We start from the raw sequence: 25,596 nt of genomic DNA on the forward strand, positions 1-25,596 counted from the left end.
ACCACCATCTGGTTAGGTCGTCTCTTGCTAAAGCGCCTGTACCTTCTTATCTTCAGCTTGCAGCTCAGCCTGTTCAGGCCCCATGCCTTTTCAGTACCCTGTACACTGTCCTGCTGCTCAGGGATGCCCCTAGCCTCTTTAGCCTGAATTTTATTCTGGCAGTACCAAACCTGCTGTCCAGGCGTAGTAGGCCGGGGATGATCTGTTCCAGCTCAGGGGTTACCTTCTGTTCCGTCGTATTGTGTGGTCTCCTTGACAGGTCCTTCAGTCCGTCGATGCCGCGTGCAAGGTACCTGTTCTTCCACTTGTAGCATGTCTTCCTTGATACGCCGTACTTTTCTTCTGCAGATGTTGTTGGTGACGCTCTCTCCAGTACGTTCGTGTTCATGAATTAGGTTGAATCTTGTCTCTTCTATCTCTGATGACACTTCCTAGCCGGAAGTGTTACCTATGTCAGTAATCGAATCTGTTACCTATGTGTGTAAGTACAACATGTAGTCAAGGTCATGGCATTTTGGCGGGTTCATTTATTTTCATGAGGGGATTGGCGCATAGACGTTAAACCGTGAGAGGCAAGCAAAATAGTCAAGTAAAACTTCGTTATTCAGCGAATTGTGTAAGTCCTAAAGCTAAAAAAGTCTAGATGTTCCTGATTTTCTCACGTAGCAATGCCGCGATGGTATACAAGATTACTGCAGTCACCAAAAGTACTACGCCTATGACAGCTGTTCCGACAGATACTATTATCATATTTGTAGAAACATACCGCGTGTCAGAGAATAGCTCCAATGCACTGAACATATAGAAACCCGAAATGATTAGAAATGCCATACCAGGAATGCCATAGAATGCCAGAGGATGGCGCAGCGACATGAACCTAATGATTGTAGCAAGTACTCCTAAGCCATGCAAGATAGGATTATGTGTTGAACTATTCTCTACCTCATAATTAACAGTAACTGGCACCTCCTTTATCGATAGGTTCTTTTCTCCAGCTCTCATCAGTATTTCAGTCGAAACTGCCATTCCTTCTTCGATTAGATCTATTTTTGATATAGCATTCTTGCTATATGCTCTGAAACCACTCTGAGCATCAGTAATATTGTTGTATGATACAAGTTGAGCAAACCTTGTTATAGTCTTGATCCCAAAACTCCTGTAACCAGGTACCTTTTTTCTATCCTCATCGTTTAGGAATCTTGAACCTATAACGATATCAAAACCTTCATTCAGAATTGGTTGGATAACATTAGGGATCTGATCCGGATTATGCTGACCGTCTGAATCTAGGGTAACCATGATGTCAGCATTCCTTTCTTTTGCAACACGAAATAATGTTTTGATGGCTACACCGTAGCCCTTGTTATTTTGATGTCTGATGACAGTAGCACCTGCTGTCTTAGCGATCTGATATGTATCGTCCACCGACCCATCATCGCATACGATTACTTCTGTACCATATATCTTCGCCTTTCTTACAATATCTCCGATGCTTTTGGCCTCATTGAAGGCTGGGATACAGATCAGGATCTTTGTATCGACGTTAATCTTCATTACCTAATACAGTAAGAGCCTCTAAAACAAAGTAATATAAGAAAATTCCGAAATTAGCATGTAGGTACTATAAAAAGATGTAGTCCGGACCCCGCTAGAATGAGAACACCCGTCAATGGAGACATTTTTACTCCGCAAAGGGGAGGTCTGACATATGCCGGGTGGTAAAGGACACCTGACGACAAAATACGGATAGTGATGGAATCGCTGACCACAAACATCACCGTAGCCGAGCTGTGCCGCAAATACACGCAATGCAGGGATTGGCGCATAGACGTTAAACCGTGAGAGGCAAGCAAAATAGTCAAGTAAAACTTCGTTATTCAGCGAATTGTGTAAGTCCTACCATAAAAATCTGTGGGCAGGCGAAAACAAACTCAATTATCATCTAAAATACTTTTGTACAACTGTAATAGGTTTTCCGAGATTCGTTTCCAATTATATTCCTCAGCTATTACTTTTCTTGCATTATAACCCAGCAAATTATTGGTAGTGTGACCTTCCGTTATCGCCTTGCATATACCTTCCGCAAATGACTCTGGGTCATCAGCAGTTACAATTCCCGCGTTCTTACTTTTAACCAAATCAGACCACCAACCGACATCCATCGTGACTATCGGCAAGCCCGCAGCCATGTAGTCAAACAGCTTAATGGGGCATGCGACTTTGCGAACTAGATCCACAGAGGAGGGTAGAACTGCAACATCTGCTTCAAGCATCATTTCAAGGGTTTTCTTCCGTGGTTGTAGACCTAGAAATGACACAGATTTGTCAAGATTGTTATTCTTTACCAATTCGGTTAACTCGTTCTTTAGACGACCATCCCCGACGATCAGCAATTTTGCATTTGGAAATCTGGATATAACGAAAGGCATTGATTTTATCAGGACATCAACTTTTTCCCAGATATCTAGAATACCTGCATAAAGAATCACATAATCACCGTCACTTTTCTTGACCCTTTCCCCTTCTGGAATGTTTGCTCCATTCGGGATCACCGTTATTTTCTTACCCTCCACACCATAGCTATCGATCAAATACTTCTTCATTGGTTCACTGGCGCAAATTAAAGCAGCTGAATTTTGTATAACAGAACTTACGAACCTTTTGCAGCTGTTATAGAATATACTATTTTGCTCAAAAATTTCTGCTTGCACAGCTTCTTCGACAAGCATACCGCCCATGCCTCCAATAACCGGGATTCCTAAATGTTTTCCAACGCGTATCGCAACACTGCTTGTAGTGGCCTGTGTTCCCTGCAACAAATCCAGATCATATTTTTTAGCACTCTTGTAGACCATTTTAGCGCTCTGATTTGATATGAAAGAGAGCGCGGAATTAAGATAGAAGTACCTGCCATAACGCTTGGATTTAGACCATTTGCGCAAGAATTCTCTGATGTTATCATAGTTGCGATTGCTCTTACCCGAGATGTTGTGTAGGAAGACATTGGGATATGGCTCACTCTCTTGGTCCACAGGTGAAAAGACGTGGACTTGGCATCTCGCATTGGCAAGTCCTATTGATAGCTCTCTGGTCCTAATAGAGAATCCCAGATCCCCATGAAATGGATTTTCCGTTATTATTCCGACCGAAATAGACATTTAGATCCCAAATTCTGTCTGCATTATTCTTGTTATAGTTCTTCCAACTTCAGACCCGTATGGATTCTTCCATGATGCTTTTCTATTCAGAGCGTACTCGACTTCCTGCAGAATCCTTGCTTTATCGTGACCCACAATCTTGTTTGCACCTATAGTTACAGTTTCTGGTCTTTCAGTGTTATCGCGTAGTGTAATACAAGGTATTCCAAGTATACATGCTTCTTCTTGGATACCCCCACTGTCTGTCAATACAACAGAGCAGTTACTAAGAAGCTTCAAGAAGTCAAAATAGCCCACAGGGGGTATCAATTTTATGCGTTCATTCTTGAACGATATCCCGAACGATTTCAGTCTATTATCAGTCCTAGGATGAATCGGAAATATTATTGGTATGTCAAATCTTACCGCCAATTCTTCTATTGCATTACAAAGGGCGCTGGTTATCATTTTGTTATCCACATTTTCTTCCCTGTGAATAGTACACAGAAGATATTTTTTCTTGTTAATATTCAAGGTTTCAAGAATCTTACTCTTGCTTTCTGCTATGATTTTATTTTGATTTACTGCATCAGAGATTGTGTTGCCCACAAGAAATATCTTGCCTTTAACTCCATCAGTTTTGAGATTATTGACAGCCTCTGAGGTTGGTGCCAGCAGAATATCAGATATATGATCTATTATCACCCTGTTATGCTCTTCTGGCATCCTCCAGTCGTTACTTCTTAGTCCTGCTTCCAGATGAACAAGGTTTATACCGAGTTTTCTTATCGCCAATGCCCCGGCCAAATTCGTATTAGCGTCTCCCCCAACAATTACTGCTCTTGGTTTCTCTTTTAGCAATACTCTCTCGATGCCTACCAACATATGTGCAGTCTGCTCCCCATGATAGAAGGTTTTTTCCATTTCTGGGACCCTGTGTGATGGAACAGGCAAATCGAGCTCTTCAAAGAAAATCCTGTCTAATCCGTAAGAATAGTGCTGACCTGTATGAATTATCAATGGTTCGATCTTCTTCTCTATGAAAGCTCTGATTATGGGCGAGAACTTGATTATTCCTGGTCTTGTCCCGACTATAATGCCTATCTTATCTGTCAATTCATCTTTTGTAAGTACTTTTAGATACATGCAGAGGAGATCATATTAGATGATTGCTTATTGAACCTTTTGATGCTTAGTGCCTAACCATATGTGACGACATGAAGTAATCTACTGAAGTTTGGCAAATCGCTCCTATCCCAAGTAGCCCTTTGACTTTGACAGTAGCCCTGTTAGCATGGCAAGGATCGTATCACTGCCTATATCCTTCCGCTGCTGCGCCATCTTCTTCATGACAAACGAGATGAGGGAATGAAAGACCTGCACGCCTGCAGCCAGCCTACATCTTGAGCCGATCGTCCTGAGGTTGCCCTTCAGGTTGTACATGATGCTGCCAAAGCCAGAGCCAAGCTGCAGCAGGAGGTTGTATAAGCGAAAAAGACCGGTGCGTGTGGCGTATGCCTGCAGTATTCTTTCAAGCAGCATTATCCACCTTGTCAGGTACCGCATGCAGTTGTTGTCAAGCCGGTTCTTTGACGCAAATGCAGGGCGGAGGTACGCGTTTCTGCATCCTTCACGATGGAAGGATATCCGTTATTGGAACAAACATCGGTTCAACGTTGCTACAGGATTGTAGCTAAGAGCCTAACCATATGTGAACGAACTCGCTAAATCCGGTTCAGACGGTAGAGCATCCATGTTCGTAGGCATGGATCTCCACAAGAACTACCTACAAATTGCTGTGATGGATGAAAAGGGAAAGGTACTACAAAACTCCAAGATAGACAACGACTTGAAAAAGGTAGGCATCTTTTTTCGACAAAATCAAGAACGACAAAACTCAGGTTGTTATGGAATCTTCCGCTGTATGGTACAACATCTACCAATATCTGTCAGAAGAGAAGCATTTCGACGTTGTGCTATCAAATCCAATCAAAACCAGAGCCATAGCATCGGCCAAGATAAAGACAGACAAGCTTGATGCAGCCAAGCTGGCTGACCTTCTAAGGGGAGGTTACATAGCTGAATGTTATGTACCTGGTAGAAGGATAATGGACCTTCGTGAGCTTGTTCGACATAGAGCTGCCCTGGTCAGGATGAGAACGAAGCTGAAGAACAAGGTTCATGGCATCATGCTTATGAAAGGAATCACCATACCTGATGCTCCATATCCGTTTACACAGAAATACAATGAGAAACTGAAGGAACTGAATGATTACAGAATTAATGGATACCTTCGTGTAATCGAATCCTTAGATCTGGAGATAAAGGATGCGTCGGACAAAATAATACAGTTAGCCAAGAATGACGAAATGGTCAAACTGTTGATGACCATACCAGGAATTGGATACTACTCGGCCCTACTGATTGTAGGTGAAATCGGCGACATAAACAGATTCCCTGATTCATATCACCTCTGTTCATATGCAGGACTAGTGCCATCGACTCACAGCTCTGGCGGTACCACATACAACGGCCGTATTACCAAAACCGGCAGCAAACATCTCCGATGGATAATGCAGGAATGCGTTTACGTCCACATCCGGACAGCGAAGGACAGTAACATAACTCAATTCTACGACAGGCTGGCTAAAAAGAAGGGTAAATCCAAAGCAGCCGTTGCAGCTGCCTCCAAATTGCTGAAGATTGTTTACTGGGTAATGAAGGAGAAGAGAGAATATCGCAGTTAAGGGACTAACCACGATTTTCGGATTGAGGGAAAGAGCCTCGTGAGCCTAACTGTGGCAGCTCTTAACAAATGGATGGAGAGACGGTAGTGAGGGAGGAAAGCCTCGAATGGGTAATTATCCGTCCACATTTCGGGATGCAGGGAGGTGGAGAATGAAAAGGCAGCAAGAAAAGTTTAAGAGCAGTTCACATGGGTATCCCAAAATTAACCTCCTGTATACAATGATGCAGCAGGCCACAACTGCACCAGCCCAAGGTAGTTCTCCGATTTCTTCTCGTACCTGACAAGCAATTTCCTGAACCTGTTATGCCATGAATTGGTTCGTTCTACGACCCACCTCCTTCTTTTGTATCGTCTCTTCTGCTTCTTCTCTCCTCTGTGGCGGATGTGCGGCACACGTACATTCTTTTGACAGACTCGCGCTCTATCTCTGGAAAGTCGTACCCCTTGTCAAGGCACAGGTTCTGCCTCCTGTACTTCCGGGGTCGCTGTCGCTTGACTACGATGCTGTCTAGCGTCTCGGCAGCTGCTTTCATGTCATGCGTGTTAGCTCCGTCGACCACCACGCCAATGGGCACGCCCCTGCCTTCTACCAGAAGACTCCTCTTGGTACCGGATTTGGCCCTGTCTGTGGGGTTTGGACCTGTGCTTTTTTCCCCCGAGGGGCGCTTTTGTCATCACGCCATCCATCGCCTGCCATTCCCAGTCGATTCCTTTCTTTATGTCGTATTCCAGCAGGCCCTCGACCCACATGCGCCGGAACACACCAGCTTGCCGCCACTCCTGGAACCTGTCAAATACGGTGGTAGATGCGCCCAGGCTGCGCGGGAGCGCGTTCCACTGGCAGCCAGTACGCAGGATGTAGAAGATGGCACTCATTGCTTTCCTGTCGTCCATCCTTGGACGGCCAGCCTTCTTCTTTTTCTTTGGTGGCGGCAGCAATGGCACTATCCGCTCCCACAAAACATCCGGTACTTCGTACAGACAGTCAACTCCAGCAATTTCTGATATCAAGCTGTGGAAGTGGTAGTGCAGCCTCAGCTTTGCTGCCCAAATATGTTATGCTAGCTACTCAACTAACCTGGACTACTTTCCGAATAGGTTCTAAATCGGGCTTGAAAAAAACGGGTTAGACCAGCTTGTGAAGGCTGTTTGCCAAACTTCAGTTAATTGAGGCTTGGGCATAATTCCTGCTTCATATCTTTGACAATGGCAATTGATGAATGAGTATAAAGCTAACCTTTGGAAGGTTAGTTTTGTTGAGAAACAAGCCTGTCCAAAGATTAGCTGTCAGAAAATACGAGTCGATCCTTTTTAGCATTTTGCATCTGATAGGCTGCATACGCTGGCCGGCGCCATCGGTAAGAAAAAGAGGTCATCCGTACGTCTACTCCCCCACCGTCATCCTGCGATGCTTCATAGTCAGGATATGGTTTCTAATCGATTCCAACAACGCGTTGCATGAATTTCTGGTGTCAGACAGCGCGTACAGCAGGAAATTGATTGCAGCCTGCGGCCTGAAATCCATACCGGACAGGCGCACGTTTGACAGGCGGCTGAGAACGATGCCCTCAGATGTCAAGCAAAGAATAGCTGCCATGGGAAGGCTGTTTGTCTCAGAAAGGCTGGTTGACTCGTACATCGTAGCGCCAGACAGCACGTTGCTGAGAGCCAAGAGTAGGCGCGTCTGGCACAAATCATCCATGAAAAAAGGAGAGGTCCACATTCTGGCATAGACACCTATGCCAGGTGGGGTTTCAGCCATACCAGAGGATGGATATTTGGATACAAGCTGCACATAACGTCAAGCAATGGCAGCCTGATTGTACCGTTTTCTGCTGATTTTACCCCAGCCAATGTATTTGACAACCAGCTGTACGTTCCAATGGCATCCAACCTGCCGCCCGGGGTGCGGTATATGCAGCAGGCGATTCTGGATATGACGACTACAAGCTGTACGAGTACAGCAGCGATGTCCTCGGAATAGACCTCGTCTGTCCAATAACAAGGTACGAGCATACCCCGGCTGACAGGCTGGAACTGATGCATTTTTATGAATCTGAAATAGGGCAGGCAATCTACAGCTGGAGGAGCATATCTGTAGATGTAGAGCTGCTGATAGAGCATGTCAAATCCGTGTTCAGAATCGACCCACTGCCAGTACGCGGGTACCACAAGGCGGCAGCTGCAGTGCTGTTATCTGTACTGCTATACCAGGTAATGGTCTATTACAACTGCAAAACTGGCGTTGACAATCCGACATCTGTCAAGTACATGATAGGGAGCTACTGATGACAGGAACAGGGATGGAGGAGAACGGTGTTGAATTATGCCCAAGCCTCAGTTAATTACTTTATAGACAGCTGATTCACCACTTTTAAATGCAAGCCGGAGATTTGGATTTTCATCAAATAACTTAAGATAATCTTGCTGACTTAGATCAGTTTTATACTTATATTCAGGTCGAAGTATTCCACCTTTCAAGACAGGGTTCCAATAGTCCAAGTAAACTTGGCTAGACGAAACAAAGATGTATGAAGCATTGTATTTTTGCAATAATGCTTGGTGCGCTTGATAGTTTCTTGGCTCGAGAAAAATGGTAGTTAATTCTAATGATCTATGAGCAAATTCATTATCGATAGGGACATCAGAAGCGAAGGACTGACTGACAATTGCAATTTCACTAGTGACATTTTGTGCAGCAACACTCGTAAGAAAGAGCCCCTGAAATGTCATGTCGTTAACAACAAGATCTTTCCGACTAACATTATTTGAAATCCATTCCATCACTCTTCGGTCATCTGCAGTTGGAACCTGCCAGTTTCCAGGATTAAAATAAAATGCAAATATCAACATTACAGCAATTCCTATCGCCAACAAGGAATATTGAGTATATCGCAGTAAAGCACATACTCTGTAATGTTTTGAAATGTTTGCCAAGATGACATATGAGGCCACAATAGAAATTCCAAATAGTGTAGGCCATATGCGACGTGTTGGAAACATCCATAATGATTGCCAGTCTATTGGAATGAAGACGTTAAAGAGCATTGGGATAAAGAGCGTTAGCATTGACAATATTATGCCTGTAGCCAATGAATCAGGTTTCAAGAAAATCAACCAGAATGGAGCCAAGATTATTACTAGATAGATCGTATCAATGTCATCTTTAGTAACTGTGTACGTTTTCATCCTAAGTTTAAAATCGTTTATTGTCTGTGAGATGATATCGCTAGAGAAGGTAAACCAACCCTGACCAATCAGTAATCCTACAAATACTACGGCCAGCAATATTATCGGTTTCTTCGTATCAAAGAGGACGCCTCCTATGATAATACAAATGAAAATAATGAAGACTAGATAAATGTAGTAGGTGAGAAAGGCTGCAATAGAAATCACCATTATCAGGATAATGTGGCGAAGATTTGGTCTAATTTCAGAGTCTTTTAAGAAGCACAAAATGCCGACTAGTCCGATTATCAATAAATTAGCAGTATGACTTGGATATGTCCCATTAAGTATATTTGAATACAACAGATCATGCACTGGGCTGGCTTCAGAGGTAAATTGCGGGGCTAGAAATGCGAGTAACGAGGCAGAAACTGCTAGAAAAATACGTCCAGATACAGATAAAATTGAAGAGAAGATCAACAAAGGTATAAGCATGGAAATAAACACTGCCATTGAGACCATGGAAATAGCTGGAATTATGTTAAAAGTGAAAGCGAAAAAGTATGTGATGACATGATATCCCAACGGATATCTCCAGAGATCAAATGAGGCATTAGATATAGGCTGGTAACTCTCCGGCCGACCGTTATTTGAAAGAATTAACGATATTATTGTCCCGTGCGATGTAGCATCGCCAGCTGGAGACCAGACGCTCATCTTGACAAGAAACCAAGAAAAGAAGACGATAATGAAGATAGCAAGTGCAATGATCGCAATTTGATGGCTATACGATTTTGAAAGTTTCTTTAGCGTTATGTATGCATCAGGATATTCTAAATGATTGGCTTCTTTCTTTGTGTGATCACGCCTGAGTGTTTTTACCCAGTATGAAATACCCAAAGCCGATATCACACATATAGCAATTGAAAGTGCATTAAGGGGAAGGTTCGATAGTAAGCCCAGCCACAGTATCAGAAGTATCGAGGAAAATCCTACAAGTGAATATATAGGAAACTCGATCAGTTTTGGATTTTTCTTGATTCTAGTACGCGAGAGAACAAGCCATCCAAAAGAGGAAGTAATAGCAAAGAATAGCGGCAGTGTCAAAAAGATTATAAGATTGTCGGTCAAGCTAATCACGATGTAGTCTTTCTATAACATTTAGCATTTTTTCACGTACTATGTGATACGAAAATTCATTTTCTACAAACGTCCTAGCGCTAACTGACATATTGTTCAGGATTGTTTGGTCATTGTAAAGACGCAGAATTGCGTCTACAAGGGCTTGCTTGTCGCCAGGGGGTATCGCTATCCCCGCTTTGGAACGATTGACCAAGTCCGCAAGTTCGCCTCTTGATGTGCATATTACCGGTTTTCCACATGACCAGAATTCAAATATCTTTGATGGATGAGTCATGTCGATACTTTTTGAATCTTTCATGGGAACGACACATATAGAAGCTAGATTGATGTATGATACAATTAGGTCCGTACTGTCGACCGGACCTAGCAAGACAGTATTTTTGAGATCCAACGAGCTGATCTTTTCTGCAATATGGGATTTTTGTGCTCCATCTCCCCTTATTATAAAATTAATATTCGAATTATATTCTTGAATAGACCTTGCGGCTTCAAGTAGCAGATCAAAATCGTACATTTGTCCGAATGAGCCCGAATACAGAACTATGAATTTATTATTTATTTTAAGCTCGGCGACAAGTTTTTGATCAGCAGATCTGGGCGCAAACGTCTTTGTATCTACCGCCAATGGCACAACAGAGATCCTTTCCGGCTGCACACCATAATGGATTAACCTTGTCTTCAGTTTGTCGGTGATGACCATGATATGATCTGCATTTCTATAGGCTTGTATACAAAAGTATCTAATGATGTCCTTTGCAACCTTTGACTTTACAAGACCGACATCAAAAGCGACATCTGGTAGCATATCAGTCAATAGTGCCAAATTTCTTGATGATTTTATTCGGCTCAGAATTGGCGTAGTCAAGCTGAAATAAGGAGGATCGGGCCCGACTGAAAAAATCAAACTGTGTTTGTCAATGTACATAGCTGCAAATATACATGATATGGCGAATGAAAGATAGGTCAATGCTCTTGGGAAAAAACCTTTTCCATTAAACCTCTTGAACGGAATTCGAATGATCTTCTTTTTTCCCTCGTACTCGACAACAAAAGATTTGCCTTTTGTCTTATCTACATGTGTAGTAATTATCGTCAGATCGCAGTGATTCTCAAGTAATTCGGAAATGACTTTTGGATGTCTAGTGCCTTGACCTGGAACGATTGGCCAGTAGTTAACAGCCAAAATACAGACTTTATACAAATTCAGCTTTGAACTATTAAGGCCGGTATTAAACATACGTATAGTTCTCATGTCGTTGTTCTTGTCAGAGCGTAGTGTCTAGAATATAGCGATATGAATGCACATTGTATACTTAGGGCAGAAACTATGGCAATCGCAAGTCCTAATGCACCTAAAGCATGACCTAATATGAGGATCAGGCCATACTGGCTGCCTACAAAGATTGCTGCGCTAATGAAAACAGGTTTTGTATTTTCACTTGCTAGTAACGATGATTGTGTATTGTAAACTATCGCCATAGGCAAGGCACCTATACTAATTAGCTGGATAATAGGCACTGCCTCACTGAACTTTGGAAACACTATGGGGATTACTGATGGTGCAAGCACTATAAACAACAAACTCAGAATCACAGTCGAAACAATGCCAAAAATTCTGGTGCCTTTCTGTTTACTTCCACTCGCTTCTTGTGGAAGAGTATATGAAAAGAATACTGATGGTATTACAGCCAACAATAACAGAAACTGCATGCCCAGTTGATACATGCCTAAAATTGCAAAGCCGAAAACCGGAGCAATTATCAATTTATCTGCAAAGAGACTCAGGTTCTTTGACAGGTCTACTGCATAGCTATGGATCGTGTATCTTAGATGTGAGCGTAGAGAAGATAGATCAGTTTTGAAATGCAAAAGATGTATTATAAATGGCCAGCTGAATGTAAGATACCCTGCCGCATAACCAAGAATAATACCCCCAATCCCGAGAAAATAGAATAACAAGACAGATAAAGAGATCTGCAATACCCTATGTGCTATGAGCATTAACATGTATTCCTTGAATTTTCTTTGTCCGAGCTTTTCGGCAGTGGTTATGGTGAAGAAAGATAAACCTAACAACGCTAAGAACATTTGTAATGGGAGATTAGAAAATAGTAGAAATGCGCTGCATGCGAGTGTTGTTAACAGCAAGGGCAGAGAAAATGATTTTACTATGTTCAACTCATCTTTTGCAACATAAGTCGTAACTGTCGTGGTAGACCCTATCAGGGCAACTGAGCCCAAGATAGATATTAACGCAAGATCGTAGCTAAGAATGCCATAATCGTCTGTTGAGATGATGGAAGCTACAAGAAGCCAGAAGAGTCCTGCAGAGGCAGCAGAGACCATGTTCCCCATTGCTACATAGCCTAGACCTTTTGTCAATGGGAGGAATCTTGGCACAATAAGTCTAATTTAATGCTTGAATATTACTGTATAGCGGGGGGCGGGGGTTGTTGCCTCCCATGTTGGTTTCCACAGCATCCCATTTATCCTTGTTGCTGGATGAGCATACTCCCATTCGCGCCTGATGCGCACTGTGGCTTTACGCGAGCCTTGGCCTAACCTGTCAATGGCATCATCTTCCTTTGTCAGGAAATGCAAGAACCTACCAGGCCCTGTTCGTTGCTCGACCATCTTCTAGCTGGATGAAGGCTTGCTTTTTGTTGCCTTCGTACAATATAATATTTAAGTCGAGTCCCGGGGTTGTTGCTTAATTCTTTCCGCTCTTATTCTCAAATCTTTCAGCCAAGCTTAAAGCTCACCTCTCGCAATATGCTCCGATGTTCACCCTGACCACATCCCTCCCTGACGAAGAGTGGTGCGCTGAATTACTGAGAAAGGTCCGGTGGAACGGTCATGTAACATGCCCGTACTGCAGTTCAGGTAATGTAAAGAAGGATGGCAGGTACATGTCGTACACCAAAAGTACCGCTGCAAGTGCTGCAGGAAATGGTTCAACGATAAAAGACAGGTGGTACCGTATTATTCCACTACTCGCACACGCCATTAAAGACGTGGTTCCTGGTCATGTACCTATTCTTTTTGTACTGTGGCCAGGGTGTTCCATGGGGGAAGCGGCATTTTGGAGGCTGGCACACCCTATGCCCGATGTTACCGGTTAGTCCGGACTGTCATGGAGAAGCTAAAATCATTGCCAGAGGTCAAGCTCGGTGGTGGTACCTCAGAAAGCGACGAGTTCTACATCAAGTCGGGATTGAAGGGGAGGGGCTGTACCACGACGAGATAGTAAAATCAGGAAGAAAGCCCAGAAAACGCGGGCTCAAGCCATGGAGGGGAAGGGGGGGACTTTTGAAAAGGAACAGCCGATGATAACATGCATCCATGAGGGAGAGGCGGCGGGATGACCGTCTTTGATGTACCTGTACAGCAACCCTTGGTAGATGTCGTCTGTGGCGCAGCGTCAGCTATGGCTCTACTCTCTCTATCTGTCTGTCTGTGTGTGTACACAGACGAGTACGGGGGGCGTACGACCAGCTGCAGGAGGAACATGGGTTTGTACACGAATGCGTGAGCCACTCCGGGAAGGAATATGCCAGAGGCGATGTTCATGTAAACAACTGCGAGTGCAGAGGGAGCAACCAACCTGTGCCAGCTGTGGCTGAAAAAGTTCATGGGCGTCAACAGGTACAATTTGCAGGCGTACATGAAATCATTCCAGTTTGTACATAACCTGAGAGACAAGACAAGGGAAGAGAGGTTCGTGCAAATTCTCTGTTACAATCAGCTGAAACATTTGTCAATAAGAGCGAGTTGATTTTAGCGATCCAAGGATTGCACTTTGTCGGGCAACCAGCATCGTAAACGACATCCATGCCATTGTTGATAGATGTAAAATAATGAAAACTGCCAATTCCAAGTCCGTTTCTATAAATAGACGTGGTAGAATCTTTACACCATACAACAAGTATGCAAACGATACTGTAAGCGATCCTATCAGCAACAGATAGCTCACCTTGTCAATATTGTTGTACCGTAACAAAACAACCGTGTCCGGCTGTTCCTTTTTAAACGTCCTGTTTAAGACGACCGCTGCGGCGGCTGCTAGCAGCAAGGACTCTATCGTTTGATGAGCAAGCGTTCCATAGCCTATCCCGCTACCTACTACCATTTCTCCAAATGGGTACAGAATGTTGATAGAGCCAACCGCAATGTCGCCCATTATTATATGCTGAACATACGCTAAAGAGTAGACGAACGCTGTGACGGCTGACACCTTTTTCCACCTTGCAATTGCAAATATTATCGACGGAACTATTGTTGCTGATAAGATCAAACTATGGGTGTATGTCTTGTGAGACATAATCCCTAATGACTGGAATATGATATCGATATCAGGCAGGCATGCAATAAGCATCACTAGGGCAAATGATATCCCGCCCACCTTGAACTTTTTCGAGATGGTATATGCAATTAGAAATCCGACTATAGCATGCCCGACTAGGTACATTAGTCCTGTACTTGATTATCGGTCTGCCATAAAATGTGTGCTATGAAATAATTCTAACTTTTGACGATAACTTATCAAGCCCGTGCGCGAACTATAAATTAACAATCAGCCAGCTAACCGAAAATCTACATGAGCTACCGGTGTCTTGTCTTAACCGTTAACCCTTATGTTGTTGACTACCGCGCCAGATAGCGGTGTAGGGTTGCCAAGGCCATCCCACACCAATATCTTGACTGTGAATGTGCCGTCATATCTTGGCATCCAAGATCTCGACAGGTCTTCTACAGTCTGGCCGCTTGTTGTCGTGCCTTCCTACCAGCTGACGTCTATTGCATATCCGTTTTGGTCAACTATCAACATCACAATGAATGCATACTTTTGCGACACCTGCTGTTGATTGGTAAATGTGCTTGCTATGCTTACTTGCTGACCAACGCCTGCCTGAGATATGCCGGCTCCGGCTGTATTGAGAAACACGGTGTTGGTGATTTGAATCCTTGCCAGCGGGAATTCTGCAAAATAAGCAGGACCAAAAGTGCCATCGCTGGCTATCCCCACAACAACAGGCGAGGTGGTAGATACCCTTCCTGTCACAGTGTTTGCAATAATATCAATGCTTATCATTGCATCCTCCCACAATGTTCCATCATAATGAAGCGCACATTGCCTTCTGAAAACCCGCCACTGGTCACCAATGACTCGTCATACAGGATAGCAACATCAATAGAACCGCATGGATGTTCCATACCATTCTACTACAGAACGTCCGCCGTCTTGGCAAACCGGTAGCCCAATGATTCAAGCTCGTCTACCGTGTCTGTCAGGATCTTGAACCGCTCCGGGTCTACTTGGTTGGTGCACTTGCCCATTAGCTCGTCGATCACGCAAAAGTCCGCGTGGCGTGCAGGACAATGATAGCATAGCCATACTTCTCTATGTTGGTCTCTGCCCTCTGCACAATCATGTCGCGCAAAGAATCTCCAGCATAGTTCAAAGCCATGAACCCCTGGTAAGAAATGTCGTGGCGAAGATGGTATATATCCTGATTCCATTCACGTCAGATATCTCGACGATGCCTCTGCCCGTGTCGTACATGAGTTCAGCTTGTACACGGGTTCGGTGTCGTGTCCTCGCTTTGGTTTCTGGCTGAAAAGATGCTTTTATCGGCGGATTAGAGTCTGCCATTGCCCGGATCGTGTCAGCATTGAGCTTGCCAAGGGGCGGCACAAAGAGCTGGGAGGGAGAGCCAAGCAACCGCGTCAGCTTTCCGTTTGCAAACTTGAAGCGCTGGAGCTGGGTTTCATAGTCCAGCGTATCATACGTCGTCCCGCCGCTGTACCCGTGGATCCCTACTTCAAACAGTCCAGAGTCATAGCCCTCTTTCACCTTTTCATATATCGCGCCACGTGGCTCGGCATTGCCCAAATTCTCGGCAACGACTTCTTCTACTGAAAGCGGCTTCTTTTCAGCGATGAAATAGTCAAGAACCGCAAGGTTAACGTTGACAAGAGAGTGGTCAGCTACACCACACCAATTTTGAATGTCACGGTGTTGAGTCTGCCTGTTTCCTGCTGCGCTAGGTTCTCAGTATAAAAGAAAAGAACCCCTCCCTGTATAGGAAAAACCTATCACAACCGCCGAGAGCGGCACTATCGATATCAAAAGAATCAGGAAGGTTCTCTTGCCCACGTTAATCTTTAAAATTGCACACTTCATTTATGGATGAACAAAGATTGTTCTATTCGACGTGCACACAATTTGTTATAAAATGTATTGATCTGGGTAGTGGTAACAATTCGTTGACTGCAAAACTGTCTCGATATTTCATAGCCGACGATAAGTTAACAGAGCCGGAGCCGGAAATCTTTATATGCTTAGTTATATCAATATAACTGAAAATGGCCGCCAAAGTAAGGGTGAAGGCAAAGCGGTGGGGAAGCTCACTTGGATTCATAATCCCGAACGAGGTGGTAAAGGAACAGAAGATAAGAGAAGGCGATGAACTAGAAATAGAGCTTCAGAAGGTAAGCAACATTGAAAAGTTGTTTGGTCTAGCCCATGGCAAAAGGCCTGCCGGCTTGACTACTCAAAAGATAAAGGATGAGCTTAGAGCCGGCTGGCATGATTAAAACCACTGACAGCAGGATTGAAACATCCAATGGCATCTTACTATTATGACTCCTATACGATTATTGAATTCCTTGACAAAAACCAAAAGTACAAAGAATACTTTACAGAGCATCGAGGCATTCTAACAGCACTCAACCTGATGGAAGTGAGCTACAGCCTTCAAAAGCACTTTGGTTTCAGATCTACTGCAGAGCATCTCGAACCATTCCTGCCATATGTGGTAACTTTTGATCTATCCGATATCGACGCTGCGATGAAGTTGAGGCTCGCGCTAGAAAAGAATAAGAAATTGAATATTTCCTATGTTGACGCTCTTGGTTACCATCTTGCAAAAAAGCATAATGTCTTGTTTCTGACCGGCGACAGGCATTTCAAGGGTTTGGATAACGTGGAATTTGTCAAGTAGTGCCAGGTGAACTACCCACGAATAAATTCACGGGCTTCTTGCTTCCTCGACTGAAACTTGCTTATCCGTTGTCGTTGATGTCGGACAAGTAGAGGTTCTGTCTCTGCAAGGGTCTGTTCCAGACCCCGTTTTTCGATGTTTTTCGCTGCGTTCAGATCACGGTCAATGACCAGTCCGCAGCTATGACATACAAAGATACGTACCGATAGGTCAAACCTTTCTTCTTCCTTTGCTTTTTCCACCCCGCACCTGGAGCATTTCTGCGATGTACCACGTGGGTCAACGGTTATCACACGTCCGCCACTGCGTCCTTCTACCTTATAGGCAGTGTATTAGCGCAGCTTTACCCAGGCGGCATCCATTATTGCTTGTGCCAGACGGTGGTTCTTGACCATGTTTTTGATATTCAGCTTTTCAAATACCACAAAAGTATAGCCTTGGTCTGCAATCGTCCTTGATGTCTTGTGTACAAAATCATCACGACATCTTCTCACCTGTCTCCATGCTTTTGCCAAAGCAATCCTTGCTTTTTCCCTGTTCTTTGAGCCTTTCTGCTTTCTTGCAAGATTCCTCTGTAGCTGTCTTATCTTCCTTGCTTGAGCCTCAAAATTCAGAGGATTTTGAATCTTATTACCATCACTTAGTGTCAACCAGTTAATCAGACCTACATCTACTCCTACAGGCTTGCTCAGGTCATATTTGGAAGTACTGGTGACAATTCCAATACCATCACAATCATCATCAACAACATCAACAACAGCAGCAGTTATGCAAGCATACCATTGATCGACATCTCTTACTATGGTACAGCTTTTCAATGTACCAACAGGACTCCTGTGCATCTTGATTTTAATGGCTCCAATACATGATAACACAAGCTTATTGTTGTCCCTGATGATTTTCCAGCCATTGTTGTATTGAGGATATGTAAACGAATTATACTTGCCTTTCCTCTTGAATTTGGGATACCTGGCTAGTTTCTTGAAAAATGCCTGATATGCCTTGTCTAGCCTGAGTAATACGTCTTGCAGCACCTGGCTGTGTACCTGCTTCAGATATTTGCTGTCTTGCTTTCTCAGTGTCAGTATCTGTTTCTGTTCATAGAACCCCACATCCCAATCGGTACTTCTTTCGCCAAGTGAATCATTGTAGAGATGCCTGCATGTTTCGATTGTGTTATCAAGCAGTATCTCTTGCTGCTTTGTCGGATAAAGACGAAACTTGTATGTTCTTTTTCTTGTTGTCGTTGTTGTTACCATGTGTACCTTTTCAGTTCCTCGTTATTCTTTCAGTATGTCAAAACAACACAAGTAACTTTTTTTACGTATATAAAATTTTCACGATAGGAAACGGTCCTGTTAACTTAACCTCCATCCCTAGCCAGAAATAATGTGAACCGCATCCTGTCTGTTCCCATGTGCAGATATAGGAAGAACAGCCTGAGCCAGTTCCACACATGCCGCCTGTTGCAATCTGCCTTTTTTCTACATGGAAAATAGTCGTCGAAACATTCTGTGTCCTGTCGTCCTTGACCTGCTGGATAAACTGCTCTACCATCAAATTCTTCAGTTCAGTACCGTATACCAGGTGAGGTAGCCTGAGCCACCTGCAAGCCTCGTTGTACCATCGAGCACCATCTGTGAATATTGGCTTCCTACCTCTACCTCCTTTGCAACTGCTTGAAGAACCGGTAGCACACGAAAACGGTTCTGTCACGTGAGAGGTGCATGGCCAGACACGTATCGATTGCAGGTGGTTCATATGCAATCCACAACCAGTAGAGTAGTCATGACCATCTATCTGAAGCAAGGTCTCATCTACAAATATCGTACTTACAAGGCGTCGGTCTGTACGATATCTATCTGCACAATCTGCGTATTTCTGTACCCATTTCCAAACAGCTACATGGCTCCTTCTCTTGATTGGTGCCAAGGATTTGGCTGCCACAGCCTGAAACTCCTAGAATTGAAATACAAGTACAAAGCATATGTGATTACAGCTGGGTCTGTCCTCCTCTTTCTCTTCATGTCTCAACAATGGAAAGCTATACCCCGTAGCACATGTATGGTGACATACGTTTGAGGTGATTGCCGTCTTTTATTGACAGGAACAGCTATCAGCTTCTTCCTGCCACCTGAGACATGGCTTCCGACATGTCAGAACTGGAACGCCTTTACAAGGCGGAATCCGACCCGGAGGTAAAGGAAAGGCTACTGCTGGTACTGAAGGTAGAAGAAGATGGCATGGTTCCATCACGGGTCGCAGAGGAGCTCCTCCACAGAAGCAGGACTTGGGCGTCTGAATGGATGGCAAGGTACAGACAGGAAGGAGTAGATGGTCTGAAAACCCGGCCAAAAAGCGGCAGGCCACCTGACATCCCTCCAGAGGTGGCACTCAGGATACAGAAGAAGCTGAAGGAGAGCAAGCAGGGCTGGACCACAAGGCAGGCGTACGAGTTGATAGTAAAGGAGAGCGGCGTCAAGTACCATCACAAGCACATCTACAAGGTACTTCACAGGTGGGGATTCAAGCAGAAGGTACCAAGGAAGGTACACATCAACACTGCGTCAGACGAAGAGAAAGAGTCCTTCAAAAAAGGGCGAGGGAAATCCTAGACCACCTGCCGGACGGGTTCACGGCAGTATCTGAAGACGAGTCGTTCTTCACTTTTGACGTGCGCATAAAGAGGGTATGGATTTACAAAAACACAAGGCCCGTTGTCAGGGTGACAGGCTCACACCAGCGCTCATGCCTGTTTGGAGCCATCAGCCTGGACGGAAGAAGACAGCTGTTCAGGCAGTATGACTGGTTTGACGAAGACACTTTTCTGGACTACCTCAAGCAGATACACAGGAAGTTTCCAAGATGCTACCTGTTCTTGGACAAGGCGCGTCAGCATCACAAATCAGAGAAGGTGAAGAGATATTTCCATGATCACAAGGACACCCTGATACCGGTCTGGATGCCAACTGCGTCACCGGAGTTCATGGTACTGGAAACATGCTGGCAGTTGTCAAAGGACGCCCTGCTTGTCATGACGTACTATCCATCATTTGGTGATTTGAAGAGGAGGATACAACATTACTTTCGGACAAAGCGCTTTCATCTTGATATGAGGAAATATCTGACTGAAGGAGTGTCAGCTTAATTATGCTACTTGGTATAGGTTCATACCCTGATTATCTTGATCAGGTTCTTGCTTTCTAATGCTTTGAACTCGGGATCAGCGCTAACCACGAGCTGGCAGTCTAGTACCCTCGCTGTAGCAGCTGCGCATGCGTCAGCCAGCGAAATTGGATGACTGGCCTTTAGCTCGGCCGCTATTTGCCATATATCCTCTCCAACGACAAGTGGGATGATCTTCATACCAGAGCTGATTAGGCTCTCCTCTGCCAGATCCTTTCCTGCTCTGGCAAGTATGTAGCGCAGCTCGATCAGATTTACGATATTGATATAGCCCTCACAGCTTCCCCTTTCGATCTGATTGATTAGGTTCTCTACCTTGGCTGCGCCCTCTTCTTGCAGGAAAAAAGAGAGCAGAGGCTGGCTATCAAACACGATCTTCTTTGGCATCTACTTCTTTTCCTGTTGTCGGTGCTTTCTGGATCGCTCGACTATCGACATCAGTCTTTGCTCTCGTGCTGCTTCAATCCTGCGTTCTTCCTGGCGTATTCTGTCAAAATCTATTTTGGAATCCTTCAGGATCCCCTTCAGCTCAGAGAGTTTTGGCACACGCCTTACAAGTACTCCTTCGCCGGCGTCAACAAATAATACTTTGTCGTCGATCTTGTATTTTTTCCGCAGGTGTTTTGGGATTGTGACCTGCCCCTTTTCTGTTACATTTCCTACGTCCAAGGTCATGTAATACCTATCCTACCGCGCTTTATAAGTAATGCTTTATTCATGCGCTGTTGCACAACTGACTAACCCCTGCTTGTCTAATTGTTGTACTTACACAGATAGGTGACAAAATCGATTACAGACATAGGTGACACTTTCGGCTAGGAAGTGTCATCAGAGATAGAAGAGACAAGATTCAATATTATTCATGAACACGAACGCACTAGAGAAAGCATAACCGAGATCTGCAGCAAACACGGCATATCGAGAAATACCTACTACAAGTGGAAGAACAGGTACCTTGTACAGGACATCAATGGACTGAAGGACAGGTCTCGCAGACCGCACACCATAAGGAACGAAAAGGTAACACCTGAGATAGAACAGGTCATCCTCAGCCTGCGTCTTGAAAACAGGTTTGGTACTGCCAGAATCAAGTTCAGACTAAAGAAGAGGCTTGGAGTATCATTGAGCAGCAGGACAGTGTACAGGGTACTGAAAAGGCATGGGGCCTGAACAGGCTGAGCTGCAAGCTGAAGATAAGAAGGTACAGGCGCTTTAGCAAGAGACGACCTAACCAGATGGTGGTCCAGATGGACATCCTAGGACCGTTCTACCTTCGTAACTCAAGCACAAAGAACTACATCATCGTAAGCTGCATTGACGACTGTACTCGAAAGGTGGTAAGTAAATGGACGGAAAGAAAGAGGGGGTACAGATGTCCTTGACGTGCTGCTGCAGGACTGGATATACGTGCCAATGGGAAGCCAAAGAAAGTGATGCATGACACAACGGGAAGCAGTTTGTATCAAAATCGTTCAGGAAGTACCTGAAAGAGAGAGAATGACATCAAGGACAAACCCATACCAGCTGCTGCTGCGCATCCTCAGCTTCAGGGAAAGGTGGAGGCCTACAACAAGATAGTGAAAAATGAATTCTTGGCAGTTGAAAACATCCCTGACAGGGAAGATGGAAAGGCAAGGTACGCCATGTTTGTCAATGCGTACAACAACATGGACAGGGAGCATGGCGGCATAATAGGAGGACTGACTCCGCAGGAAAGGTGGCTGCAGTTGTTAAACACGCCTACAAGGAACAAGAATCAGCTGAAGAAAAGTGTTACCTATGTCTGTAACTGAAAGTGTTACCCATCTGTGTAAGTACAACAACTACATACATACACTTCCTCGTAGCTGCGCAGAAGGTGTTCACCTGCACAGAAGCTGCCCGGTGCCATCCGGGTGACGAGCCATCATCGTCACCATCCCACGACGCTTTTACCCGGCTGCTGCGCAGACAGCCTCCAGACCCTGAAGCGCTGTGGAAAAAGAGGGCGGGTTGCTGATACTCGATGACACCACTCTGGACAAGCCGTATGCAGAGAGAAGATGGACCTTGTTACGTATCACTGGAGTGGCAAGCACCACGACGTGGTAAAGGGGATAAACCTCATCACCCTGCTCTGGTCTGACGGCAAGGCGCTGGTACCGACCGATTTCCGGCTGTATGGAGACTACCCCTAAAAATTGTGTATGACTGTAATGCATGACCGCTGTCATATATTCCATCCCAGTCGTCACGCCACTGCTTCCTCCTCCTTCAGCTTGAACTTGACAGCATGCAGCTGCCGCAGCTCGTAAGACATGGAGTGTATCATTCCCACAGGCTTTCTGACACTGTTGAAAATTCGGGAGATTTGCAGATTTTCCTTCATGATATCGCTAGCGATCACCCGCAAATTCAACAGTGTCGTGTCTCGCTGGATCTGTGCCACGCGACGCTCTCAACATTCTGTCTGTCCTCCCAAAGGCTCTCGAAGGGAACATACACAGGGAGCAGAGCCCTGCAGGAGCCTCTATGAAGTCCGCCGCAGAAGTGCGCAGGAACGATAGAGATGAACTACATATGGATCTGGCCAACATGCAGTATATAGCGTCGGCATAGTAGATTACTTCATGTCGTCACACCTTTTAAACCCTGCAAGCTGGAAGGCCGACTGCCGCATAGCACGCATAAACTTCCAGCAAACTAGTTTGTACAAACTAGTTTGCTGTTCTACTCACTAATTTTCAGGCCTTTAGAGCCCTCTCTACTCACTAATTTTCAATCATAAACAGCCTGTTACTCACTAATTTAAAATAAAGGGTAGATAACAGACCTATTGCGTAATTAGGTGACATGTTCGCCAAGGATAAGACGTAGAAAAGCCACTACTACCACTACCGATATGTATGCTGCATTGGATCTGGGTGAAAAAGAACATCCAAGCGGTTCTGAAAAGAGATGATGGCAGAATTGTCAGGGAAGCAAAGTTGAAGAAGCAGGCTGACCAGATACTTCAATTTCTGAAAGGAACAGATGCTGCCGTGGTCATGGAATCTGGATACAACTACCAATTTCTGTACGACCTTCTGAAAGAGAGAAGGACTATGATGTCAAGGTAGCACATCCACTCATGGTAAAAGCAATTGCATACGCAAAGGTAAAGAAAGACGGATAAGGTAGATGCTAGGACACTGGCAGGCAGACCTCTGTTGAGGATGGATATATGGTACCTGAATGCTATATATTCCAGACATAAAGAAAGACAAGGGAGCTGCGAGACCTGGTTCGAAGGAGACACTATTATTTTGTAAAAACGAGGACCATGTTCAAGAACAAGGTAGGTACATGTTGAGCTGAGCAAGAGGTGGATTGACTATCATTTCTGACCTGTTTACAGAAAAGGGAAAGGAATACCTGCGTTCACTGAAGATATCCGCCGTGGATGATTGCCTCGATGATACCATCGAATTTCTGGACAGAAAGATACTCCAACTCGATAGGGAAATCAAAAAGATGGCCACCACAGACGACAGGTACGCAAGACACCTGATGATGACAATACCGGGGATATCTTACTATGCCGCGCTGCTGATATCTGCTGAAATAGCAGACATAAACAGGTTCTCTGACTATGAACACCTGTGCTCATATGCCAAGCTGATACCTGGGACCTACCAGTCCGGTGACAAGCAGTACCAGAGACCTGACATGAAAGGAAATGACATGTTAAACTGGATAATGATACAGTGCACTCATGTGCATGTACAGTACTGTCATTCGATTCGTCATCTATAACACGGCATTACAACAAAATCAAGGTTCGGAAAGGAAGCAACACCAAGATTGCTATAATGGCAGCTGCTCGAAAGATGACGTGTGTGTGCGTGCCATATACGTCATGCTAAAGGAAGAAAGATCCTTTAGGCTGGATGGTTGAGCAGTGGTGATAACTGGGCCTCTTGTTGTCTTGCATCTATCTCTCTTCTATCCGAGATAGGATGCCCGAATTAGGTTAGGCCAAGGCTCGCGCAAAGCCACAGTGCACTGATGGTGCGAATGGGAGTATGCTCATCCAGCAGCAAGGATAAATGGGATGCTGTGGAAACCAACATGGGAGGCAACAACCCCGAGACTATCACAAAGCATATTTACAGGCAGACTTAACTTTTGCTTATTGCTTCCTGAACCGTCAAAATGGGCAGACATATCAGTTCTTGTAACTGGAGGTGCTAGCTTTATTGGCAGCCACCTTGTCGATAAGTTAGTTCAGCTTGGTGCGAAAGTAACAGTAATTGATAATCTTTCAAGTGGCAAGTTGGAAAATCTTGCTCACTCAATATCAAAAATCAAGTTTATCAAAGCTGACCTAGAATATATTACCAAACAAGAAATTATAGATATGTTCAAGGGGCATGAGAGAGTTTTTCATCTCGCCGCCGTACATGGGGGCAGGGGCTTTATTGCGACTCATCCTGCAGATGTAAGCTCTAACCTGTCCATTGATCACCATGTATTCGAGGCATGCACAGATGCAGGTGTTGAGAAAGTAGTATTTGCGAGCACTGCGTGTGTTTATCCAACGAAACTGCAGAAAAAGATAGGCTCTGACTACAAGCTCAAGGAAGTTGATTCCAATCCATTTGATCTTGATGGATTCATGAGCGCCGACATAGAGTATGGCTGGGGAAAATTAATGAGTGAAATACAAATGATATCCTTCAAAAAACAATATGGCTTGAAGGGATGTCCTGTCAGATTCGTAACTGCTTATGGTCCTAGAGAAAACGAAACACATGCAATTATTGCTCTTATCTATAAGGCAGTTGAAAAAATGGATCCATACGAAATATGGGGCGACGGACAACAGGAAAGAGACTTTACATATGTAGAGGACATTGTAGAAGGCACTATACTTGCTTCTGAAAGAATATCCGATTGTACACCGATAAATCTTGGCACAGGTAGAAGGTACAAGATAATTGAAGTTGTCGAAATGATATGCAAGATACTCAATTGGCGACCATCTAGGTTCAAATTTGATACATCAAAGCCTGTCGGCGCGCTCTCAAGAGCGTTGGACAATTCGCGAGCATATGAAATGATAGAGTGGAAGCCGAGATTTACGCTCGAAGAAGGATTACAAAAGACTATTGATTGGTACGTAAAGACGCATAAAAAAGAAGGTAACGTAAGCAGCAAGTTGCTACTTGAGCACAAGACCTAACCATTA

The 25,596-nt window shown here is 44.4% G+C and carries 33 protein-coding genes and 2 pseudogenes; 16 read left to right on the forward strand and 19 right to left on the reverse strand.

Translation table 11 applies throughout. From position 1 onward, the window contains the following. Positions 1-73 precede the first annotated feature (73 nt). The 5 genes from NGAR_RS04100 to NGAR_RS04120 form a co-directional block, all read right to left on the reverse strand. On the reverse strand, positions 74-388 hold the full coding sequence (locus tag NGAR_RS04100) for a helix-turn-helix domain-containing protein (RefSeq protein ID WP_015018385.1): 315 nt from the start codon (positions 386-388) through the stop codon (positions 74-76). Positions 389-639: 251 nt separating this feature from the next. Beyond that, positions 640-1,554 carry a glycosyltransferase family 2 protein gene (locus NGAR_RS04105; RefSeq protein ID WP_015018386.1) on the reverse strand — a complete coding sequence of 305 codons (915 nt, stop codon included), beginning with the start codon at positions 1,552-1,554 and terminating at the stop codon, positions 640-642. A gap of 377 nt (positions 1,555-1,931) precedes the next feature. Then, entirely contained in the window at positions 1,932-3,158 is a 1,227-nt protein-coding gene (locus NGAR_RS04110; RefSeq protein ID WP_015018387.1) for a glycosyltransferase family 4 protein, read from the reverse strand. Next, positions 3,159-4,283, reverse strand: a complete 1,125-nt coding sequence (gene wecB / locus NGAR_RS04115) for a non-hydrolyzing UDP-N-acetylglucosamine 2-epimerase (protein WP_015018388.1) — start codon at positions 4,281-4,283, stop codon at positions 3,159-3,161. Positions 4,284-4,388: 105 nt separating this feature from the next. Next, on the reverse strand, positions 4,389-4,703 hold the full coding sequence (locus NGAR_RS04120) for a hypothetical protein (RefSeq protein WP_015018389.1): 315 nt from the start codon (positions 4,701-4,703) through the stop codon (positions 4,389-4,391). 314 nt (positions 4,704-5,017) lie between these two features. Here NGAR_RS04120 and NGAR_RS04125 point away from each other — a divergent pair, with 314 nt between their 5' ends. Further along, complete coding sequence (locus NGAR_RS04125) at positions 5,018-5,884, forward strand: IS110 family RNA-guided transposase (protein WP_228369341.1); 867 nt, start codon at positions 5,018-5,020, stop codon at positions 5,882-5,884. 236 nt (positions 5,885-6,120) lie between these two features. Here the strand turns inward: NGAR_RS04125 and NGAR_RS04130 are convergent. Further along, positions 6,121-6,885 (reverse strand): annotated as a pseudogene (locus tag NGAR_RS04130) (IS5 family transposase); the annotation flags it as partial. A gap of 257 nt (positions 6,886-7,142) precedes the next feature. Between NGAR_RS04130 and NGAR_RS04135 the strand changes: the two are divergent. From NGAR_RS04135 to NGAR_RS19065, 3 genes are read left to right on the forward strand one after another with little or no spacing between them, the layout of a single operon-like run. Further along, a complete protein-coding gene (locus NGAR_RS04135; RefSeq protein WP_148680958.1) occupies positions 7,143-7,619 on the forward strand; it encodes a hypothetical protein in 477 nt (158 codons plus the stop codon). Beyond that, entirely contained in the window at positions 7,616-7,870 is a 255-nt protein-coding gene (locus NGAR_RS19275; RefSeq protein WP_407637198.1) for a hypothetical protein, read from the forward strand. The genes NGAR_RS04135 and NGAR_RS19275 overlap by 4 nt, the downstream gene beginning before the upstream one ends. Next, entirely contained in the window at positions 7,774-8,175 is a 402-nt protein-coding gene (locus NGAR_RS19065) for a transposase (RefSeq protein WP_323444720.1), read from the forward strand. The genes NGAR_RS19275 and NGAR_RS19065 overlap by 97 nt, the downstream gene beginning before the upstream one ends. Before the next feature lie 48 nt (positions 8,176-8,223). On the opposite strand, the gene NGAR_RS04150 is transcribed toward NGAR_RS19065, so the two are convergent. From NGAR_RS04150 to NGAR_RS04165, 4 genes are all read right to left on the reverse strand, one after another. Continuing rightward, positions 8,224-10,161 (reverse strand): hypothetical protein, encoded by a 1,938-nt coding sequence (locus tag NGAR_RS04150; protein ID WP_148680960.1) that lies wholly within the window; start codon positions 10,159-10,161, stop codon positions 8,224-8,226. Positions 10,162-10,186: 25 nt separating this feature from the next. Beyond that, positions 10,187-11,380, reverse strand: a complete 1,194-nt coding sequence (locus tag NGAR_RS04155) for a glycosyltransferase family 4 protein (RefSeq protein ID WP_187147653.1) — start codon at positions 11,378-11,380, stop codon at positions 10,187-10,189. A 65-nt stretch (positions 11,381-11,445) separates the two neighbouring features. Further along, positions 11,446-12,597 (reverse strand): lipopolysaccharide biosynthesis protein, encoded by a 1,152-nt coding sequence (locus NGAR_RS04160; RefSeq protein ID WP_015018397.1) that lies wholly within the window; start codon positions 12,595-12,597, stop codon positions 11,446-11,448. 12 nt (positions 12,598-12,609) lie between these two features. Further along, a complete protein-coding gene (locus tag NGAR_RS04165; RefSeq protein WP_148680962.1) occupies positions 12,610-12,831 on the reverse strand; it encodes a hypothetical protein in 222 nt (73 codons plus the stop codon). 474 nt (positions 12,832-13,305) lie between these two features. On the opposite strand from NGAR_RS04165, the gene NGAR_RS04175 reads away from it, so the two are divergent. Next, positions 13,306-13,527, forward strand: coding sequence for a hypothetical protein (locus NGAR_RS04175; RefSeq protein WP_148680964.1), 222 nt, complete (start codon positions 13,306-13,308; stop codon positions 13,525-13,527). 427 nt (positions 13,528-13,954) lie between these two features. On the opposite strand, the gene NGAR_RS04180 is transcribed toward NGAR_RS04175, so the two are convergent. The 4 genes from NGAR_RS04180 to NGAR_RS04190 form a co-directional block, all read right to left on the reverse strand. Next, positions 13,955-14,665 (reverse strand): metal-dependent hydrolase, encoded by a 711-nt coding sequence (locus NGAR_RS04180; RefSeq protein WP_015018400.1) that lies wholly within the window; start codon positions 14,663-14,665, stop codon positions 13,955-13,957. Positions 14,666-14,977: 312 nt separating this feature from the next. After that, positions 14,978-15,289: a hypothetical protein gene (locus NGAR_RS04185; RefSeq protein ID WP_015018401.1), complete on the reverse strand. Its 312-nt coding sequence runs from the start codon at positions 15,287-15,289 to the stop codon at positions 14,978-14,980. Between the two features lie 131 nt (positions 15,290-15,420). Next, positions 15,421-15,549 (reverse strand): hypothetical protein, encoded by a 129-nt coding sequence (locus tag NGAR_RS18705; RefSeq protein WP_266190387.1) that lies wholly within the window; start codon positions 15,547-15,549, stop codon positions 15,421-15,423. 106 nt (positions 15,550-15,655) lie between these two features. After that, complete coding sequence (locus NGAR_RS04190) at positions 15,656-16,090, reverse strand: polysaccharide deacetylase family protein (protein ID WP_015018403.1); 435 nt, start codon at positions 16,088-16,090, stop codon at positions 15,656-15,658. Between the two features lie 473 nt (positions 16,091-16,563). Here NGAR_RS04190 and NGAR_RS04195 point away from each other — a divergent pair, with 473 nt between their 5' ends. Next, positions 16,564-16,794, forward strand: coding sequence for an AbrB/MazE/SpoVT family DNA-binding domain-containing protein (locus tag NGAR_RS04195; protein ID WP_015018404.1), 231 nt, complete (start codon positions 16,564-16,566; stop codon positions 16,792-16,794). A 29-nt stretch (positions 16,795-16,823) separates the two neighbouring features. Next, the gene (locus NGAR_RS04200; RefSeq protein WP_015018405.1) at positions 16,824-17,201 is read left to right on the forward strand and encodes a PIN domain-containing protein; all 378 of its coding nucleotides are present in this window, start codon (positions 16,824-16,826) and stop codon (positions 17,199-17,201) included. Positions 17,202-17,212: 11 nt separating this feature from the next. On the opposite strand, the gene NGAR_RS04205 is transcribed toward NGAR_RS04200, so the two are convergent. Both NGAR_RS04205 and NGAR_RS04210 read right to left on the reverse strand, forming a co-directional pair. Beyond that, positions 17,213-17,494 carry a zinc ribbon domain-containing protein gene (locus NGAR_RS04205; RefSeq protein ID WP_015018406.1) on the reverse strand — a complete coding sequence of 94 codons (282 nt, stop codon included), beginning with the start codon at positions 17,492-17,494 and terminating at the stop codon, positions 17,213-17,215. 39 nt (positions 17,495-17,533) lie between these two features. Further along, positions 17,534-18,460: an RNA-guided endonuclease InsQ/TnpB family protein gene (locus tag NGAR_RS04210; protein ID WP_015018407.1), complete on the reverse strand. Its 927-nt coding sequence runs from the start codon at positions 18,458-18,460 to the stop codon at positions 17,534-17,536. A gap of 894 nt (positions 18,461-19,354) precedes the next feature. Here NGAR_RS04210 and NGAR_RS04215 point away from each other — a divergent pair. Both NGAR_RS04215 and NGAR_RS04220 read left to right on the forward strand, forming a co-directional pair. Next, positions 19,355-19,816 carry a helix-turn-helix domain-containing protein gene (locus NGAR_RS04215; protein WP_187147654.1) on the forward strand — a complete coding sequence of 154 codons (462 nt, stop codon included), beginning with the start codon at positions 19,355-19,357 and terminating at the stop codon, positions 19,814-19,816. Beyond that, entirely contained in the window at positions 19,720-20,349 is a 630-nt protein-coding gene (locus NGAR_RS04220; RefSeq protein ID WP_148680965.1) for a transposase, read from the forward strand. The genes NGAR_RS04215 and NGAR_RS04220 overlap by 97 nt, the downstream gene beginning before the upstream one ends. 20 nt (positions 20,350-20,369) lie before the next feature. Here the strand turns inward: NGAR_RS04220 and NGAR_RS04225 are convergent, their stop codons facing one another. Both NGAR_RS04225 and NGAR_RS04230 read right to left on the reverse strand, forming a co-directional pair. After that, entirely contained in the window at positions 20,370-20,774 is a 405-nt protein-coding gene (locus NGAR_RS04225; RefSeq protein ID WP_015018411.1) for a PIN domain-containing protein, read from the reverse strand. After that, the gene (locus NGAR_RS04230; RefSeq protein ID WP_187147655.1) at positions 20,775-21,056 is read right to left on the reverse strand and encodes an AbrB/MazE/SpoVT family DNA-binding domain-containing protein; all 282 of its coding nucleotides are present in this window, start codon (positions 21,054-21,056) and stop codon (positions 20,775-20,777) included. Between the two features lie 153 nt (positions 21,057-21,209). On the opposite strand from NGAR_RS04230, the gene NGAR_RS04235 reads away from it, so the two are divergent. The 3 genes and pseudogenes from NGAR_RS04235 to NGAR_RS04245 all read left to right on the forward strand — a co-directional run. Beyond that, a complete protein-coding gene (locus tag NGAR_RS04235; protein WP_015018413.1) occupies positions 21,210-21,557 on the forward strand; it encodes a helix-turn-helix domain-containing protein in 348 nt (115 codons plus the stop codon). A 386-nt stretch (positions 21,558-21,943) separates the two neighbouring features. Continuing rightward, positions 21,944-22,180 carry a hypothetical protein gene (locus NGAR_RS04240; protein ID WP_015018416.1) on the forward strand — a complete coding sequence of 79 codons (237 nt, stop codon included), beginning with the start codon at positions 21,944-21,946 and terminating at the stop codon, positions 22,178-22,180. After that, a pseudogene (locus NGAR_RS04245) lies at positions 22,177-22,549 on the forward strand (IS701 family transposase); the annotation flags it as partial. The gene NGAR_RS04240 and the pseudogene NGAR_RS04245, both read left to right, overlap by 4 nt. Before the next feature lie 68 nt (positions 22,550-22,617). On the opposite strand, the gene NGAR_RS04250 reads toward NGAR_RS04245, so the two are convergent. Further along, on the reverse strand, positions 22,618-22,815 hold the full coding sequence (locus NGAR_RS04250; RefSeq protein WP_148680966.1) for a hypothetical protein: 198 nt from the start codon (positions 22,813-22,815) through the stop codon (positions 22,618-22,620). Between NGAR_RS04250 and NGAR_RS17195 the strand changes: the two genes are divergently transcribed. The 4 genes from NGAR_RS17195 (at position 22,809) to NGAR_RS04265 (ending at position 25,590) form a co-directional block, all read left to right on the forward strand. Further along, complete coding sequence (locus NGAR_RS17195) at positions 22,809-22,985, forward strand: hypothetical protein (RefSeq protein ID WP_015017591.1); 177 nt, start codon at positions 22,809-22,811, stop codon at positions 22,983-22,985. The two genes, NGAR_RS04250 and NGAR_RS17195, sit on opposite strands and share 7 nt — an antisense overlap. Before the next feature lie 287 nt (positions 22,986-23,272). Further along, a complete protein-coding gene (locus NGAR_RS04255; RefSeq protein ID WP_015018420.1) occupies positions 23,273-23,485 on the forward strand; it encodes a hypothetical protein in 213 nt (70 codons plus the stop codon). 250 nt (positions 23,486-23,735) lie between these two features. Beyond that, positions 23,736-24,161 carry an IS110 family transposase gene (locus NGAR_RS04260; RefSeq protein WP_015018421.1) on the forward strand — a complete coding sequence of 142 codons (426 nt, stop codon included), beginning with the start codon at positions 23,736-23,738 and terminating at the stop codon, positions 24,159-24,161. A gap of 379 nt (positions 24,162-24,540) precedes the next feature. Continuing rightward, positions 24,541-25,590 (forward strand): NAD-dependent epimerase/dehydratase family protein, encoded by a 1,050-nt coding sequence (locus tag NGAR_RS04265; protein WP_015018422.1) that lies wholly within the window; start codon positions 24,541-24,543, stop codon positions 25,588-25,590. Positions 25,591-25,596 lie beyond the last annotated feature (6 nt).

This window comes from Candidatus Nitrososphaera gargensis Ga9.2, assembly GCF_000303155.1.
Taxonomy (GTDB): Archaea; Thermoproteota; Nitrososphaeria; order Nitrososphaerales; family Nitrososphaeraceae; genus Nitrososphaera; species Nitrososphaera gargensis.

Coding starts and splice junctions, on each gene's coding strand:
- NGAR_RS04100 (WP_015018385.1), bottom strand. CDS start 388: ATGAACACGAACGTACTGGAGAGAGCGTCACCAACAACATCTGCAGAA.
- NGAR_RS04105 (WP_015018386.1), bottom strand. CDS start 1,554: ATGAAGATTAACGTCGATACAAAGATCCTGATCTGTATCCCAGCCTTC.
- NGAR_RS04110 (WP_015018387.1), bottom strand. CDS start 3,158: ATGTCTATTTCGGTCGGAATAATAACGGAAAATCCATTTCATGGGGAT.
- wecB (WP_015018388.1), bottom strand. CDS start 4,283: ATGTATCTAAAAGTACTTACAAAAGATGAATTGACAGATAAGATAGGC.
- NGAR_RS04120 (WP_015018389.1), bottom strand. CDS start 4,703: ATGCGGTACCTGACAAGGTGGATAATGCTGCTTGAAAGAATACTGCAG.
- NGAR_RS04165 (WP_148680962.1), bottom strand. CDS start 12,831: ATGGTCGAGCAACGAACAGGGCCTGGTAGGTTCTTGCATTTCCTGACA.
- NGAR_RS04175 (WP_148680964.1), top strand. CDS start 13,306: ATGTTACCGGTTAGTCCGGACTGTCATGGAGAAGCTAAAATCATTGCC.
- NGAR_RS04180 (WP_015018400.1), bottom strand. CDS start 14,665: ATGTACCTAGTCGGGCATGCTATAGTCGGATTTCTAATTGCATATACC.
- NGAR_RS04185 (WP_015018401.1), bottom strand. CDS start 15,289: ATGATAAGCATTGATATTATTGCAAACACTGTGACAGGAAGGGTATCT.
- NGAR_RS04195 (WP_015018404.1), top strand. CDS start 16,564: ATGGCCGCCAAAGTAAGGGTGAAGGCAAAGCGGTGGGGAAGCTCACTT.
- NGAR_RS04200 (WP_015018405.1), top strand. CDS start 16,824: ATGGCATCTTACTATTATGACTCCTATACGATTATTGAATTCCTTGAC.
- NGAR_RS04210 (WP_015018407.1), bottom strand. CDS start 18,460: ATGGTAACAACAACGACAACAAGAAAAAGAACATACAAGTTTCGTCTT.
- NGAR_RS04215 (WP_187147654.1), top strand. CDS start 19,355: ATGTCAGAACTGGAACGCCTTTACAAGGCGGAATCCGACCCGGAGGTA.
- NGAR_RS04225 (WP_015018411.1), bottom strand. CDS start 20,774: ATGCCAAAGAAGATCGTGTTTGATAGCCAGCCTCTGCTCTCTTTTTTC.
- NGAR_RS04255 (WP_015018420.1), top strand. CDS start 23,273: ATGCTGCATTGGATCTGGGTGAAAAAGAACATCCAAGCGGTTCTGAAA.